General features: G+C 56.0%; 16 protein-coding genes and 1 tRNA gene. 5 read left to right on the forward strand and 12 right to left on the reverse strand.

The genetic code is table 11. From position 1 onward, the window contains the following. Positions 1-2: 2 nt before the first annotated feature. Positions 3-857, forward strand: a complete 855-nt coding sequence (locus tag RZ517_RS02355) for an SDR family oxidoreductase (RefSeq protein ID WP_338549892.1) — start codon at positions 3-5, stop codon at positions 855-857. Positions 858-932: 75 nt separating this feature from the next. Here RZ517_RS02355 and RZ517_RS02360 read toward each other — a convergent pair whose 3' ends face one another. The 6 genes from RZ517_RS02360 to RZ517_RS02385 form a co-directional block, all read right to left on the reverse strand. Further along, entirely contained in the window at positions 933-2,429 is a 1,497-nt protein-coding gene (locus tag RZ517_RS02360; protein ID WP_338549893.1) for a TIGR01777 family oxidoreductase, read from the reverse strand. 2 nt (positions 2,430-2,431) lie between these two features. After that, positions 2,432-3,079, reverse strand: a complete 648-nt coding sequence (locus RZ517_RS02365; RefSeq protein WP_338549894.1) for a DUF4166 domain-containing protein — start codon at positions 3,077-3,079, stop codon at positions 2,432-2,434. A 71-nt stretch (positions 3,080-3,150) separates the two neighbouring features. Further along, entirely contained in the window at positions 3,151-3,768 is a 618-nt protein-coding gene (locus RZ517_RS02370; RefSeq protein ID WP_338549895.1) for a GbsR/MarR family transcriptional regulator, read from the reverse strand. Positions 3,769-3,836: 68 nt separating this feature from the next. After that, entirely contained in the window at positions 3,837-4,106 is a 270-nt protein-coding gene (gene rpsO / locus RZ517_RS02375; protein ID WP_317056165.1) for a 30S ribosomal protein S15, read from the reverse strand. Positions 4,107-4,248: 142 nt separating this feature from the next. Beyond that, positions 4,249-5,196, reverse strand: a complete 948-nt coding sequence (locus RZ517_RS02380) for an NAD(P)-dependent oxidoreductase (RefSeq protein WP_338549896.1) — start codon at positions 5,194-5,196, stop codon at positions 4,249-4,251. Positions 5,197-5,302: 106 nt separating this feature from the next. Beyond that, positions 5,303-6,328 carry a LacI family DNA-binding transcriptional regulator gene (locus RZ517_RS02385; protein WP_338549897.1) on the reverse strand — a complete coding sequence of 342 codons (1,026 nt, stop codon included), beginning with the start codon at positions 6,326-6,328 and terminating at the stop codon, positions 5,303-5,305. A 127-nt stretch (positions 6,329-6,455) separates the two neighbouring features. On the opposite strand from RZ517_RS02385, the gene RZ517_RS02390 reads away from it, so the two are divergent. Continuing rightward, positions 6,456-6,532: transfer RNA gene (locus RZ517_RS02390), tRNA-Arg, on the forward strand. A 57-nt stretch (positions 6,533-6,589) separates the two neighbouring features. Here RZ517_RS02390 and RZ517_RS02395 read toward each other — a convergent pair. Genes RZ517_RS02395 through RZ517_RS02415 form a run of 5 tightly spaced genes read right to left on the reverse strand, consistent with a single transcriptional unit; the run spans position 6,590 to position 10,877 of the window. Further along, positions 6,590-7,267, reverse strand: a complete 678-nt coding sequence (locus RZ517_RS02395; protein ID WP_338549898.1) for a DUF1028 domain-containing protein — start codon at positions 7,265-7,267, stop codon at positions 6,590-6,592. 18 nt (positions 7,268-7,285) lie between these two features. Further along, entirely contained in the window at positions 7,286-8,431 is a 1,146-nt protein-coding gene (locus RZ517_RS02400) for an aromatic ring-hydroxylating oxygenase subunit alpha (RefSeq protein WP_338549899.1), read from the reverse strand. A gap of 10 nt (positions 8,432-8,441) precedes the next feature. Further along, positions 8,442-8,855: a RidA family protein gene (locus RZ517_RS02405; protein ID WP_338549900.1), complete on the reverse strand. Its 414-nt coding sequence runs from the start codon at positions 8,853-8,855 to the stop codon at positions 8,442-8,444. 26 nt (positions 8,856-8,881) lie between these two features. Next, complete coding sequence (locus RZ517_RS02410; RefSeq protein WP_338549901.1) at positions 8,882-10,342, reverse strand: 4-hydroxyphenylacetate 3-hydroxylase family protein; 1,461 nt, start codon at positions 10,340-10,342, stop codon at positions 8,882-8,884. A 16-nt stretch (positions 10,343-10,358) separates the two neighbouring features. Beyond that, the gene (locus RZ517_RS02415; RefSeq protein ID WP_338549902.1) at positions 10,359-10,877 is read right to left on the reverse strand and encodes a flavin reductase family protein; all 519 of its coding nucleotides are present in this window, start codon (positions 10,875-10,877) and stop codon (positions 10,359-10,361) included. A gap of 94 nt (positions 10,878-10,971) precedes the next feature. Here RZ517_RS02415 and RZ517_RS02420 point away from each other — a divergent pair, with 94 nt between their 5' ends. Continuing rightward, positions 10,972-11,868 (forward strand): LysR family transcriptional regulator, encoded by an 897-nt coding sequence (locus RZ517_RS02420; RefSeq protein ID WP_338549903.1) that lies wholly within the window; start codon positions 10,972-10,974, stop codon positions 11,866-11,868. 12 nt (positions 11,869-11,880) lie between these two features. On the opposite strand, the gene RZ517_RS02425 is transcribed toward RZ517_RS02420, so the two are convergent. After that, the gene (locus RZ517_RS02425; protein WP_338549904.1) at positions 11,881-12,087 is read right to left on the reverse strand and encodes a hypothetical protein; all 207 of its coding nucleotides are present in this window, start codon (positions 12,085-12,087) and stop codon (positions 11,881-11,883) included. A gap of 470 nt (positions 12,088-12,557) precedes the next feature. On the opposite strand from RZ517_RS02425, the gene RZ517_RS02430 reads away from it, so the two are divergent. Continuing rightward, positions 12,558-13,175: an RNA polymerase sigma factor gene (locus RZ517_RS02430; protein ID WP_338549905.1), complete on the forward strand. Its 618-nt coding sequence runs from the start codon at positions 12,558-12,560 to the stop codon at positions 13,173-13,175. Further along, on the forward strand, positions 13,172-13,954 hold the full coding sequence (locus tag RZ517_RS02435) for an anti-sigma factor family protein (RefSeq protein WP_338549906.1): 783 nt from the start codon (positions 13,172-13,174) through the stop codon (positions 13,952-13,954). The genes RZ517_RS02430 and RZ517_RS02435 overlap by 4 nt, the downstream gene beginning before the upstream one ends. The last annotated feature ends 372 nt before the right edge of the window (positions 13,955-14,326 follow it).

The following is a 14,326-nucleotide window of genomic DNA, read 5'->3' on the forward strand; positions in this document are numbered from 1 at the left end:
GCATGAGTAAAACGCTGCTGTCCTTTGGACATGGGTATTCCGCACGCGCATTGGCGCGGCGTTTGGTGCCGCGAGGCTGGACGATCTACGGCACAACGCGGTCGGCGGATAAGGCGGATGTCTTGCGTGAGGAGGGCGTGCATCCTGTGGTGTGGCCCGGCGGTGATCTCAGCAAGGCTTTTAAAAGCGCCACGCATATCCTGATCTCCGCAGGGCCGGGGCAAGATGGCGACCCGGTGTTGAATGCCTGTCGCAACGAGATCACGGCGCTTGCCCCTCGGCTCGATTGGGCAGGGTACCTCTCAACAACCGGCGTTTATGGCGACCATCAGGGCGGCTGGGTCGATGAAAGCACACCGTTGACCCCGTCAACCCGACGCGGGCAGTTGCGGGTGGAGGCCGAGGCCGCATGGCAAGCCATCGAGGGCCTGCCGCTGCACATCTTTCGACTGGCTGGAATTTATGGCCCAGGGCGTGGTCCCTTCGCCAAAGTGCGGCAAGGCACAGCGCGGCGGATCGTGAAAGAAGGTCAGGTGTTCAGCCGCATTCACGTTGACGACATCGCGCAGGTTTTGGAAGCCTCTATAAACAAACCTAACCCGGGCACGGCGTACAATGTCTGTGACAACGACCCGGCTCCGCCTCAGGATGTCATTGGGTGTGCCGCTGAGTTGCTTGGTCTGCCTTTGCCGCCTGAAGTTGATTTTGAAACGGCGGATATGACGCCTATGGCGCGGTCGTTTTATGCGGAATCCAAACGCGTGGACAATACGCGGATCAAGGATGAGCTGGGCGTGGAACTGATCTATCCGGACTATCGGGCCGGTCTGCAGGCCTTGTTGAACAACGAGGGCTAGGGGCGTCGGCATAGGGAAGACGTTCGATCTTTTGATGATCGAACTTCCGCCACGACCCCATTGCATGACTTCATTTTATTTGGCCGCAATCCGTTGCTGGTGAGCATCAATTCCGGCCTGCTGTGGTTTTGCACCGGTAATCTTGCGCAGCATTGGGGCCAGCCGGGGGTGCCTGAAGACAAAACCATAGTTCTGCAATCGTGATGGGACGACGCGTTGACCGCCTAGCATTGTCTCACGCGCCATATCTCCAAGAAGGGTGGCAAGTATCCAATGTGGCGCTTTCAGAAAAACCGGGCGTTTCAAGACTTTTGCCAGGGCGTTTGTGAATTCCACATTGCGGACCGGATGCGGCGCGGTTGCGTTTATGGGACCTTCGATAGCCTTGTTCGCAATCGCAAATGCGATCACGCGGACAAGGTCGTCCTGTTCGATCCACGACATCCATTGTTGTCCGTCGCCCATGACACACCCGCCACCAAATTCAAATGGGGTGAGCAGTTTGGCCAAGATGCCGCCGTCGACGCCAAGAACAAGTCCGATGCGGAGCCGGACAATACGCACGCTATATTGGATGGCCTGAGTTGCGGCACGTTCCCATGCCTCGCACACGTCATGAACAAAAGCCGGTGTTGAGCCTGCCTGTTCCGACAGCTCTTCGTTGCCGCGCAATCCATACCATCCAATGGCCGATCCATTGACCAAGCATTTGGGTTTGCTTTCCAGCCTTTGGATCAATTTGTTCAGTCCGTCGGTCATATCAACTCGGGACTGGATGATTTTGGCACGTTTCTTCCTGGTCCAAGGGCCATTTGCGATGGGTTCGCCAGCAAGGTTTACGATGGCATCAAAATGATCCGCGTTGTGAACCTGATCAAGGTCGGCGATGACGCGCACGGGATGAGACAGCATGTCCGCTTTTTTAGGATTGCGTGTGACAACGGTTACGAAATGACCTGCTGCGACCAATGCCTCGACCAATCGTTGACCTATAAAACCTGTGCCTCCGGTAACCAGGATATGCTGGCGTGGAGGTAAGGCGGCCACCAATTCTGCCGGATCACCCCGCTTCAGACGGTCACTTCGGGACGCGGCAAGCAAATCACGCGCGCTAAAGAGACCGACACCTATCGCGGACAATGTCGCCATGACGCTCCACCAGCCGTAGTTCACGAAGACAAAGCCAGTTGGCAGAGAGGACCAAGCCAAAAGGTAAGGCGCGGCCAATGCCAGAATGGCGCCGTAGTTCAACGCCAGAAGCGTGTGATTGATCCGCTCACTGCCGGGCAGTTTGCGGGTCATGTCCTCTTCGACAAAATCCCAAAGGGTGATCATGACTTCAACGGCAAGGATCAAAGTCAGCGCTATGGCGAATGCGCCGTGGGGCTCCAACCAGGCAAAGCAAAGGAAGATCACCGCATAAAAGAAGTTGCGGACTCCGTGCAGGCGCAGTTCGGTTTTCTGAGACGCGCGCCAGGCAAGGCGCTCGCTGCCCTCGTGGTGCACGAGCGTGTCGAATGCGCCCATAACAACCTGAATTGAAATCAGTGTCCAAAGGATGGGGTTGTCCATGATTAGTCCTCCATATCTGAAAATATTGCGTCCTGATGGATCAGCTCGCCAAACAGCTTGCTCTGAAGACTGAGGGAAAAGAGAAACCGGCCATCACCGAGGCCTTGATGTGTGATGGTCAACGCACCGGGGCGAAGCCATGCAGGGAGCCGTAGTTTTCTGGTGCCGAGTTGCAGGAAGTAGTGGTCGCTTTCGAAACAGAGACGGTCCTGACCTGTGCGGACACGAAGCGCCATGCCGATGCCTGCGCCAACATATTCCTCAATCCCGGTGGGGCCCGCAAAGCGTTTGGAGCTATGGATGACCTGCGGAAAGCCAGAGGCGCGCCCATATTGCCGTATCCAAAACTGGCCGCTTCCGGCTTGATCTTCGGTCACTGAAACCACGGCAGGTTGGTTCACCGAAGACATGTCATAAGGCAGGGGACCGCCAACCAGTCTGGCAATCTGAGCCAATAACCGCCCCGCCAGATTCATCCGCATGGAAACGACCTTTCCCTGGTAGACGATGCTTTCTCCACCGGACAGTCGTTTGCCAAATCGCGCGCGCACCTTGCACGGCAACGCGTTCCAACTTTGCTTGCCAACCAGACTCCTAAAACGGTGATCAGGATGAACCTGTGGGTGACTGCAGAGGGTAGTATGTTCCATTTTGCACCTTGTACTGACTTGTCGGTTGTTTCTGTATAAAGAGAAATAAATGTCCAAATTTTTTTGACCGGCTATTCGGTCTTCTTGCTTCCGATTTTGAGTAAGGCGAGAACCTTGTCGCCCATTTTCATGAGCATTGAGAGTTTGGATTTTGGGACGTTCAACATCTGGTCAGACCAACGATCAGCGGTCACCAAAAAATCGTGCATTTCCTGCATTCGGCTTAGGGCAACAGGATGCAACCCGGGTTCATCGACGGCCTGCTTCACGCAAATGTCTATCGCACGCATGGCTGGATCGATTTCACGCTCTTTGCGCCCTTTGGCGATCAGCATCGCCATTTCCCAGACGTCAGCCTCCGCCACAAAATGTTCGCGGCGGTCTCCCGCAACTGGCACGCGGCGGATCAAGCGCCAACCAACGAGCTCCTTCAACGAATTGGAGACGTTTGACCGGGCGATGCCCAACTCCTCTGATATCTGCTCGGCATTCATTGGGGCTTCGCTCAGAAAGAGCAGCGCATGGATTTGCGCGACCGAACGGTTCACGCCCCACTGACTGCCCATATCGCCCCAGTAGAGGATAAACTTCGATTTTGCAGAAGAATCGGTTATATCGGTAGTTTCTGTCATAACAGAAATAATAGACAAACAGACGAAAGAGTCAAGTAACTCCAAACCACCGGTCATCAATCATGCCAGGCCAAACGAAAAATCGCACCCGAATGGGTGCGATTGATCTAGCGTATGCGCGGCGTTTAGCGGCGGATACCGAGGCGCTTGATGAGGTCGGTGTAGCGCGCCTCTTCTTTCGCTTTGAGATAATCCAGCAGCTTGCGGCGCTGTGCGACCATTTTCAGAAGGCCACGGCGGCCGTGGTTGTCCTTCTTATGGGTCTTGAAATGTTCTGTCAGCGTGGTGATGCGTGAGGTCAGAATGGCAACCTGTACTTCGGGCGAACCTGTGTCGCCTTCCTTGGTTGCAAACTCTTTCATCACCTTGGCTTTTTCTTCGGCCGTGATCGACATCGGGATCTCCTTTTCGTCAAAGGGTTGAGGGCGCAAGCCGGGATGTCGTCCAGCAAGGTCCTATGGAGAACACCGCCATATCGGTGGCGGATGCGGGCGTATAGGAGATTCTCAAGAGGAAGGGAAGCCTAAACTTAACCCGTTAACGACCCTGCGGGATCACTTCATATCCTGGCTCTTCGGGTTCATCATCGACCATCTCGGGCGGAAAGCCGGGCGCGCGAATATCGAGACCGGTGGAATCTTCCAATCGGCGGATAATGTTGGGAGAAAGCTCTCTTGGCCCGTAACGTTCGATGCCATCATCAAAGATTTTCATCATCAACGGGTTCATCTCAAGCGGCACACCGGCGCGGTCGGCCACCTCTTGGAACAGGCCAATATCCTTCTTCACCAGATCCATGGTGAAAGAAATGTCCCGGCTGCCATTCAGAATGACCTGACTTTCGGTTTCATGCACGAAGGAAGTTCCAGAGCTGATCTTGAGCGCCTCATAAGTGGTGTTGAGGTCCATCCCCGCCGCTTTGGCCGTGACCAGCGCCTCGCAGCAGGTGATCAGGTTGGCCGTGGCCAGATAATTGGTGATCACCTTGAGCACAGAGGCACTGCCCAGATCACCAGTATGCAGGATGCGGCGGCCCATCTTGGTCAGGAACGGCAGGATCCGCTCAAACGTCTCGCGGTCACATCCCGCAAAAATCGAGATATTGCCGGTATCCGCCCGGTGACAGCCACCCGAAACCGGGCAATCCACCGCAGCACCACCTTTTTCAATCACCAAAGCGCCCAGCCGTTTGGCCTCGGCCTCATCCGTGGTGGACATCTCCATCCAGATTTTGCCAGGGCCGACCTCGGGCAGCATCTCTTGCATGACGGCGTCGGAGGCCGCAGGGCTTGGCAAACAGGTGATCACCGCGTCGCAGTTGCGCATCATCTGCGCCGGGCTTTCCCCGCGTTGCGCGCCCTTGGCAATCGCCGCATCGACAAGATCGGCATTCAGATCATGCACCATAAGGTCCACGCCGTTTCTCAACAGCGATCCGCTCAGCTTACCCCCCACATTGCCGAGGCCAATGAACCCTACTTTCATGATCGTCTCCTTTGGATCATCTACACGCTTCGCCACATCGTGGTCATGCGCAGCATCAGGTCTTGCCTGTCTGCGACATCCTCAGGTCGTCAATACCGGGAAAAGCCTATCGAACGCGCAACGTATCGCCGTAGGTGATCTTTGGCTCAAGTACGATCCGCTTGGGGTCTTGCGGGGTTTCAGACCCTGATCGCTCGATAATGATCTCGGCAGCGCGACGGCCAATTTCCAACCGACAAGAATCCATCGTGGCCAGTTCCTGTGGCAAGCCTCGCAACAGGTTCACCCCATTGAACCCGGCAAGGCCCATCTCTTTGGGGATATCGACGCCCTGCTCAATGAGATAGAGCAGCCCGCCCGCACCGATCAGATCGTTCGAATAATAGATAAAGTCGAGGTCTGGGCTTCGGTTCAGCACATCGCGCGTCATCTCGCGGCCTTTCGCCAGAGCGGATCCGCCCGAATAAAAATCGCTGTCTTCAATCTCGACACCCGCCTTGGCCAGGGTCTCAGTGAACCCTTCGAACCGTTTGCGCGCCCGGTGATCAAGCAACATCTTGGTGCCCAGAAAGGCGATATGCTCATACCCCGCCTTCAGGATCGCCTGCGCCATCTGTTGACCCGCTCGGCGATGCGAGATGCCCACAACCGAGTCTACCGGCGTGCCGTCCACATCCATGATCTCAACCACTGGTATGCCCGCGGCGCGCAGCATCGCTCGGCTCGCATCGGAATGTTCCAGCCCTGCGATGATCACACCAGAGGGGCGCCAGGAGAGCATTTCATAAAGAACCTGCTCTTCCTTTTCAGGCATATATCCGGTTATCCCCACCACAGGTTGAAGCCCGGTTTCGTCCAATATCTGACTAATCCCGGTCATCACCTCGGGGAAAACCATATTGGACATGGACGGAATGATGACCGCTACAAGGTTCACTCGTTGACTGGCAAGCGCCCCAGCGATCTTGTTGGGCACATAACCCAGAGTCTTGGCCGCCTCCAAAACCCGCGCGCGTGTGGCGTCCGAGACATCCCCGCGATTGCGTAACACGCGGCTTACAGTCATTTCCGACACGCCCGACGCCTCAGACACATCGCGGAGGGTCAGGGGGCGGTTGTCATGTTTGGTCACAATAAGGATGTCCCGATGGTTCTAGGGATAGCTGGGAAAAATGTTACCGCAATCACCATAACCAGCGCAACCACTGCTCCTTTGTGGCTGACAAGCCCAAGCCAAGCCGATATTCAAACCCGCAAGCGGCCCCGTGGCTCAACTGGATAGAGCAGCCCCCTCCTAAGGGGCAGGTTGCAGGTTCGAATCCTGCCGGGGTCGCCATTTTCTCGCAAAAAAATCCAGTCGGAAGGTTTTATGCCGCGTCTGGTAAATACGCTGTCACGGATCGCCGGCGACGCCGTAGCTGGGGGCGGCTGACGGGTCGATCGCTCTGTTAAGGTAATCGTTCATCTGTGGCTCATATGCTTGCCACAGGCTACGAAGTTTCTTGATCGGTCCATCGCCTTCCCAATCCACGCGCAGATCGACCAGGTAGAAGGGCATTTTGTCCGCTACGATAAGAGCTGCGGAATGAACCGAGCCTTCTTCTCCGCCTGCGGCCAGCCCGTTTTCAATGCCGCTGAGCAGACGTTCGGCCAAATGGGCAGATGGATCTGCCATGAATCCATCTGTGATGGCCTTTGCCACTGCGGTGGATGACAAAAGATTGCCCGCCGCGACACAGTGGGTGTCTTCGCTGATCGCGTTGGTTCCCAGAATATGCGCGCCAGTGAAATGCGCGGTTGTGCCCTTGGCATCTATCGCGGTCAGTTGGCGGTAGTCGATATTGTCCCGACCTTGCACGACGCTTGCGATGGCCTCGCTTGCGGAGTGCCCAGCCTCCAATGCGTCTAACACCAATGTCGCCAGATGCGGGTCGGTGATGTTCTGCGTGGCCACAGCCCCAACACCGGCGCGGGCGTGCGGGCAGCGGGAGCCGACCGAGATGGACGAGGTCGTAATGGCGACGCCAAATTGCCCGGTGCGCTGGCAATGTCCTGCGATGGAAAAGGTCATGTAATCGGCCGCCTTTGGTCAGGTCCCGTCGCCCAACCGGCGCGAGAGGTATTTCTGAAAGTCGTGGATTTCGCGTTCCAGCCAGCTCAGCGGGCCTGGGGCGGCTTGTGAGGCGGCTGATCCGGCGAAGATGCCTTCGACAACCTGACGATCTTCGGTGTTCACATGTTCAAAGAAGGTAACAAGATCGTCGATCCAGGCTTGGCGCTCATCCGCATATCCAAGGTCCGCATCCACTTCGGGCGCGATGGCCACGCCAAAACGGACATCGACTTGTCCAACACCTTTGGGGCGCAGGCTGAGATACCAAAGGTGATCCGGGGCAAGCACATACATATGCGTTGGAAACACGGTTGGCAGAACGGATGTGATGCGCCAGTCACCTTCCAAACGCTCATTATTGGGATGCGCATGCCCGTAGGTCGCGTTGCCGACCTTTTGGAATGTCTGGTAGGTGAACGCGTCGTGCACATCGTCGGGGAAGACCGTTTTTTCAACTGGAAACCATGCTCCAACAGTGGCCTTGTGGGCCACGGGCAAATGGTAACCTTCCATGAAGTTTTCGGTCAAAAGTTTCCAGTTCGTGTTCCAGACATGCTCTTCATGGACCACGGGCACATAGTGCTCCATGCCGTATCGCTCGACCACGTCGTGCAGGGGCGCAAGGCTATCCGCGACTGACGGCGCATCGGGGTTGAGCGTAACATAAATCCAGCCATTCCAGATTTCGGTGCGGATTTCTGGCAGGCAGATGGATTTTTTGTCGAAGCCTTCCGTGCGCTCCATATGGCCAGCGCCGATCAACTGCCCGGAGAGATCATAGGTCCAGGCGTGATAGGGGCAGACCACGCGACTGGTGCATCCCTTGCCCTCCAAAAGCTGCATCATTCGGTGGCGACACACATTCGAAAAGGTCTTTATCTCACCCGCCTTGTCACGGATCGTGAAGATCGGGTCGCCTGCGATGCTGAAAGTGATGTAGTCGCCCGGATTGGGGATTTCTGCGGCCAAGCCGGGGCATAGCCAGTCCTGCCGGAATATCGCGTCCGTTTCCCGCTCTGCAACCGCCTCGTCACGATAGAGCCTCGGATCGGCGCTCATCGCGCGTTCAAGAGGCCCGTTGGCTGTGAGCGCGAGTTGCTCGAGGAGAAGGGAGGCGGTCATCAGTTGAACCTCAGTCTGGGATCACAGCGGTCACTTCGATTTCAACCACCCATTCGGGTCGTGCAAGGGCAGGCACAACAAGACCGGTGGAACAGGGGTGCACCCCTTTGAGCCATTTGCCCATCTCCTGATAAACCTCCTCGCGGTACCGGATGTCAGTGAGATAGACCACGATACGGCACACGGCCTCCATCGTGGTTCCGGCCTCTTCCAGAAGCATCTGGATGTTCGCCATGGTTTTGGCGGTTTGCTTGGTCACGTCACCAACATGCAGGCTTTCGCGTGTTTCCAGATCCTGGCTGACCTGACCACGTAGAAAGACCATGGTGCCTTTGGCCACCACGCCCTGACTCAGGTCGTTGTCGAGGTTTTGTTCAGGATAGGTTTCTTTGGTGTTGAAGGGGCGAATGCGTTTGTGAAGCATGGGATCGTCCTGCGTATGGGTTTGGCCTAGTGCCGGGTGCCTTTGCCCCAGACGTTATCTGACAGTTCTGCCGCTTTGTGCGCAAATTCCAGCGGGCCTTGCCAGTCAAAATTGCGATAGACGGCGGCCAGTTGGGCAAAGGGTGGCGACTGCGCAAAGAGCTGGAACGTCAGGCGATGGCCGGCATAGTCCGAATTCAGCAGGTCTCGCGCAAGGCTAAGAAGGCGGCGGCGGTCGTCAGCCAACCAGTCGTCATTGATCGAATAGAACTTGTCCATCCACGGCTTGGTGTCCGCCGCGGCAAACGTTGCGGCGTCGGGTGTGACGCAAATCTGCCCGCCGCAGAGTTCGCGTGCGATATGCATCATGCGTGGCAGGTTGGTCAGGGCATGCACCCGACCGGACATCAGCATGGACTGGTTGGGCATCAACAGGCCATTGGGGCTTTTCTCAGCCGTGGCAATCGAGGCTGTCAGGAAGGCGTCAATGCCTTCGCGCCAGACGGCCAGTTCGCTCAGCTTCTCTTGCACGGCTTGCTGTTTGTCGAGCCCGGTCTGTTTCACGTTCCATAGCGCCGCACCGATGATGAGGTCGGCGTAGCTCAGCGTGCGCTGCACAAACGGGAAGGCGGAATACCGGTGCAGGGTGGTGCGGATGAAGGCGGCGGCGCGGGTATGCTGGTAGAACAGAACATCCTCCCAGGGGATCAGTACGTCGTCGAGGATCATCAGCGTGTCGATTTCGTCTACGCGGTTGGACAGAGGATAGTCGTTCGACCCTGCGCGACCGGCAAATCCGGTCCGGCAGATATGCTTCACTCCCGGTGCGTTCATTTTGACGATGCAGCCAAGCGCGTAGTCGCTGAGTTTGTCATTGCCCCAGTTCGCAATCGTGGGTTTCAGGAAGGCCTGATTGGAATAGGCCGCCGCGGTTTCATACTTCGCGCCACGAATGAAGATCCCGGCATCGGTTTCCTTGACCACATGCACCAGCATATCCGGGTCCTGATCCTGCGGCGCCTTGGAGCGGTCGCCTTTGGGGTCAGTGTTGGCCGAGACGTGGAACGGATCATCCTTGATGCATTGATGGATGTGCCGTTCGATGTTGGTGGCAAAACGCGGATCAATCTCGTTCAGGATGTCTTTGCCGTCCCAAAGTGACCACATCTCACCAATGGTCTCGTCGCCCATACGTGTGACCACACCGCCGATGTCGTTCATCACCAGATCAACGGCGTCGCGTTTGTCTTGCCAGTCCTGTTTTTCATACGGAAGACGCAGGCCTATGGCGAACCGTTCACCTTGCTCTTCATAAGTCATCGCGTCCTGGGTCTTGGGGTCGTGCTGCATGTCGTAGATGCGCGCACGGATATCGATCACCGGCTTGAACTGCGGGTGATTGCAGGGGTCATCGACGCGCTCTCCACCGATCCAGATTTCACGGCCATCATTGAGGGAGTCGCGGTAGTCGTTTCCAGTACGGATCATGGTGTCATCCTTTGGGTCAAAGCGGTCGCAGGGCTTGATAGGTGCGTTTGGAAAAGGCGAGTGGAGCGGCATCCTGGCTTATTGCGCGCGCCACGCGGCCTATGAAAATTCGGTGTGTGCCAGCATCATAACTTGTTTCGATATGACAATCGAAACTGGCCAGCGCTGACGATAAGAGCGGCGCAGTGGTTGCGGCCCTCTCCCATTCGGCACAAGAAAAATCGTAGGGTGTCACGTCGCCCGGGCGGCCGGCAAAACAATTTGCGATTTCGGTCTGATCATCGCCCAGCAGGTTCACGCAGAAGACACCATTTGCCTCAATCGCTGTTACGGACGGGCTGCGGCGGTTGATGCAAACGAGAACCAGAGGCGGCTCAGCCGAGACCGAGGAAAACGCACTGACTGTTACGCCGAAACGGCCTGAGGGGCCATCTGTTGTGACAACGGACACCTGTGTGGCGGCGCCGGCCATAGCGGCGATGAACCTGTCGGGGTTTTCGTGTGGCATCGGCGCATTGCGAAACATGGCTGTCATTGAGTCAGTCTCCTGTTTCACCAATCTGTAGCAAACCCCAGTCATTTTACAAAATTCATTGTATTTATTAAAGTATTAGCTTTTAACTAATGATATGCATCGCTTTACACTGCGACAGTTGGAATACCTGCTGACCTGCATTGACATGCGGTCTGTGGCAGGTGCCGCCGAAAAGCTCAGCGTGTCGCAGCCCACAATTTCCGTGGCCATAACCAAACTTGAAGAACAGCTTGGAGTGCAACTTCTTTTGCGTCATCCATCGCGCGGGGTGACGCCAACGGCTGCGGCAAACAAGATCTTGAATTTAGCCCGAAGCCTTCTCGCGCATGCCGCTGATCTTGAGCGGCAGACGATGGAGACTGGAAGCCACCTGGAAGGCGAGTTGCGATTGGGAAGCTTCAGCACACTGGCCCCGGCCGTCTTGCCGGGGTTGATCCAATCGTTGAGCCAGCAACACCCCGGGATTCAGTTGCATCTTCGCGAGGGGACACAGGATCATATGGTGGCTGCATTGCAAACCGGTCAGCTGGACCTCGCGCTGCTCTATGACATCAATTTACCAGAAGATATTCACAAGACTCCGCTTGCCACGCGTGCGCCCTACGCTGTCTTGGGGATGAATGACCCACTTGCCCAAAACGAGCAGGTCTCCCTTGCCGATCTGGCGAAGGCCCCTTTGATCCTTTTGGACGTCCCGCCCAGCCGAGAGTATTTTTTGGGCCTGTTCCGCAACGCAGGCTTGGAGCCAAGGATTGCCTACAGCACACCGTCCATCGAAATGGTGCGTGGCATGGTGGGATGCGGATTGGGCTATTCTTTGCTGGTTACACGACCCAAAGGCGACACCACATATGATGGGCACAACCTCGCCATTCGACCTTTGAAGGAAGATGTCGAACACAGCGCAATGGTTCTGGCGCGCCTTGCCACGTTGCGGCCCACCCGGCTTATGGCGCGCTTTGAACAGATCGCTTTGCAGGTCATTCAGTAAAACACTGGTCGCCTATGCGCCCGCTTTGGCAGGGCGTTGAACACATAGACCCACAGCCCAGTTCAAGAAAACTGAAAAAATTTCGCCACCTGAGAATAATTCCAACAGGTGGCGCGTCATACCATACAGAACGTCGGGTTGATCGACCACCTGCACAAAAAGGACATGCACCATGCGACTGAAAGCAATTTCGGCACTGACAGTTTTTACCACGGCCATAATTGTGGCCTTCGCGGACGGTCACAGTCCAGACCCTGGTCAAGTGACCCCAAATGCAATTGGCGGCGCAAGCCAAATAGAGAACCTGAACTTCCTCCTCGCCACCTAGTCACTCTATTTGACCTGTCTCACTTCAAGTCGAATTCAAAGAGAGAATTTTCACGCATTATTTTCATAGCAACGCTTTCCCTTCTGTTTGGTAACGAGTAACCGGTAGCCGCATTATTTCGCGGCTACCTTTTTTTCACACCATCAAATGGAATCATAAAGCCATATGAAAACAAATATTTAAATTACATGGCGCACCCGAACTCAGAGTGTATGCGGCGTGTTTTGTGCCAAAGATCTAGGTCGGTCGCGCCTGGTTTGATCACTGCACTGGGCGTCCAGATATCGAAAAAAGTCGGGTGGTAAGAATTATCTTGCCGCCTGATGCGTAAACCAGTCGAAACCCGAGTCCGGAGTGTGTAATGTCGAACCAGCAAGCACGCCAAATTCAAAGACACGCCCCGTGTCCGGCGCCGTTTGTGAACATCACTTCGGCGGCCATGTTCTGGCCTGTGCAACCGGTTCGGGACGTCTGTTTGGCACAAGATCTGAAAAAAGACCTGATTGCGATGCTGCCGCGCCTGCGTCGGTTTGCCCGGACGATGACGCGTTCTGTCACTGAGGCCGACGATCTGGTGCAAGACGCCTGCCTGCGCGCCCTGAGCCGGTCGGATCAGTGGGACCCTAGCCAGCCTTTGGATCGTTGGGTGTTTCGGATCACGCGAAATCTGTGGATCAGCGAGCTGCGCAAACGTCAGGTCCGGTTGGGTCAGGGCCACGTGCCCGCAGACGAAACAAATGAGCTGGTCACGCGAGACACCGGTGAAGAGTCGGTTGTCGCCAGTCAACTCAAAGGGCGGATCGCTGCCCTGCCGCAAGATTTGTCGGCGGTGTTGCTTTTGGTGTCAGTCGAAGGGTACAGCTATGCCGAAACTTCCGAGCTTCTGAGCATTCCTCTTGGCACAGTGATGAGCCGCGTTCACCGCGCGCGCAAGCTTTTGGCCCAAGAGCTTGCACAAACAGAGGGAGCGGATCAGTGACACGTGACCCCGAAACACTCAGCGCGTTTCTCGACGGTGAATTGTCACCGCCAGAGACACTTGAGATTGAAAAAGCGCTGGAAACGGACGCTGAGCTGCGCGCAGAACTGGAAAGTCTGATTGCTGCGGATCAGGCGGCTCAGGACGATTTTGCCGAAATCCTGAACGAACCGGTTCCGTTTGAACTGGCCGCTGCCATTGAAAATGCTCCGCTCGCCACAGATGCGCCTGCGGCAAACTTGCCCAACAAGCCAAGCTCGCTCACGTGGCTCACCGCGATTGCTGCCTGCGTGGCGTTGATTATTGGTGGGGCTGGTGGATATCTTGCCGGATCCACCAACAACACCCAATTGGCCGCGGCGCCTGGGTGGCTGGAAGATATTGCGGATTATCACCGCGTCTATGCCGGACAGGAACGGCATCTTGTTGAAGTCCCCGCGAGCGAAGCGGACCATATCGAGACATGGTTGACCAAAACCGTTGGCGCGCAAGTCCGCGTTCCGGACTTGTCACAGCACGGCCTGACTTTTCAGGGTGCGCGCTTGCTTGTGGCTGCTGGCAAACCTGTGTCGCAACTGATGTTCAAAGATACCGAAGGGCGCGTTGTGGCCTTATGTCTCATCCAAACAGACACGCCTGCCGATGGTTTCACAGAGCGCAGCATTGATGGTTTCGACATGGTCAGCTGGGGTGGCCAGAACGCGAATTTTGTCATCGTGGGTGACGAAGGCCGTGGTGATCTTGAGGCCATCGCCCAAACCGCCGCTGTTGAAGCTTGAAAACGTAACGTCGAACTATCCTGATCAAAAATCGTATTCGTTCAGGTCTTTCCGCGGGTCTAATAGAGTGCTTTGGTCTTTCGGACGATCTTCGTTTACCCTCAGCCAAGTCAATTCGATTTGGTCGGCCTTGCCAAACACATTCACCAATATATTGAAACGCAGGACAACGAAACGGATCGGTCAGATCGGGAATGTGACATCGAAACGGCCTGTGGTGGCGCTTTCCGCGAGTGGTTCGATTGCCATTTTCGGAGGGAAACCCAAATACCGTTTCCCCCTTATATCCAGCACCGCAATGCCCCATCTTTGACTCACCAGGGCGGCAAACAAGCCTTGGATGTTTCTTAAGAGGGTAACGCCGAGTTTTGG

Source organism: Roseovarius sp. S88, assembly GCF_037023735.1.
Taxonomy (GTDB): domain Bacteria; phylum Pseudomonadota; class Alphaproteobacteria; order Rhodobacterales; family Rhodobacteraceae; genus Roseovarius; species Roseovarius phycicola.

Excerpts from the sequence above, each read along its gene's own strand:
- RZ517_RS02365 (WP_338549894.1), bottom strand. The coding sequence starts at position 3,079 with ATGGAACATACTACCCTCTGCAGTCACCCACAGGTTCATCCTGATCAC.
- RZ517_RS02380 (WP_338549896.1), bottom strand. The coding sequence starts at position 5,196 with ATGAAAGTAGGGTTCATTGGCCTCGGCAATGTGGGGGGTAAGCTGAGC.
- RZ517_RS02425 (WP_338549904.1), bottom strand. The coding sequence starts at position 12,087 with ATGGCCGTGGTAAAAACTGTCAGTGCCGAAATTGCTTTCAGTCGCATG.
- RZ517_RS02430 (WP_338549905.1), top strand. The coding sequence starts at position 12,558 with ATGTCGAACCAGCAAGCACGCCAAATTCAAAGACACGCCCCGTGTCCG.
- RZ517_RS02400 (WP_338549899.1), bottom strand. The coding sequence starts at position 8,431 with ATGACCGCCTCCCTTCTCCTCGAGCAACTCGCGCTCACAGCCAACGGG.
- RZ517_RS02370 (WP_338549895.1), bottom strand. The coding sequence starts at position 3,768 with ATGACCGGTGGTTTGGAGTTACTTGACTCTTTCGTCTGTTTGTCTATT.
- RZ517_RS02420 (WP_338549903.1), top strand. The coding sequence starts at position 10,972 with ATGCATCGCTTTACACTGCGACAGTTGGAATACCTGCTGACCTGCATT.
- RZ517_RS02360 (WP_338549893.1), bottom strand. The coding sequence starts at position 2,429 with ATGGACAACCCCATCCTTTGGACACTGATTTCAATTCAGGTTGTTATG.
- RZ517_RS02405 (WP_338549900.1), bottom strand. The coding sequence starts at position 8,855 with ATGCTTCACAAACGCATTCGCCCCTTCAACACCAAAGAAACCTATCCT.
- RZ517_RS02395 (WP_338549898.1), bottom strand. The coding sequence starts at position 7,267 with ATGACCTTTTCCATCGCAGGACATTGCCAGCGCACCGGGCAATTTGGC.
- rpsO (WP_317056165.1), bottom strand. The coding sequence starts at position 4,106 with ATGTCGATCACGGCCGAAGAAAAAGCCAAGGTGATGAAAGAGTTTGCA.
- RZ517_RS02355 (WP_338549892.1), top strand. The coding sequence starts at position 3 with ATGAGTAAAACGCTGCTGTCCTTTGGACATGGGTATTCCGCACGCGCA.
- RZ517_RS02410 (WP_338549901.1), bottom strand. The coding sequence starts at position 10,342 with ATGATCCGTACTGGAAACGACTACCGCGACTCCCTCAATGATGGCCGT.
- RZ517_RS02415 (WP_338549902.1), bottom strand. The coding sequence starts at position 10,877 with ATGACAGCCATGTTTCGCAATGCGCCGATGCCACACGAAAACCCCGAC.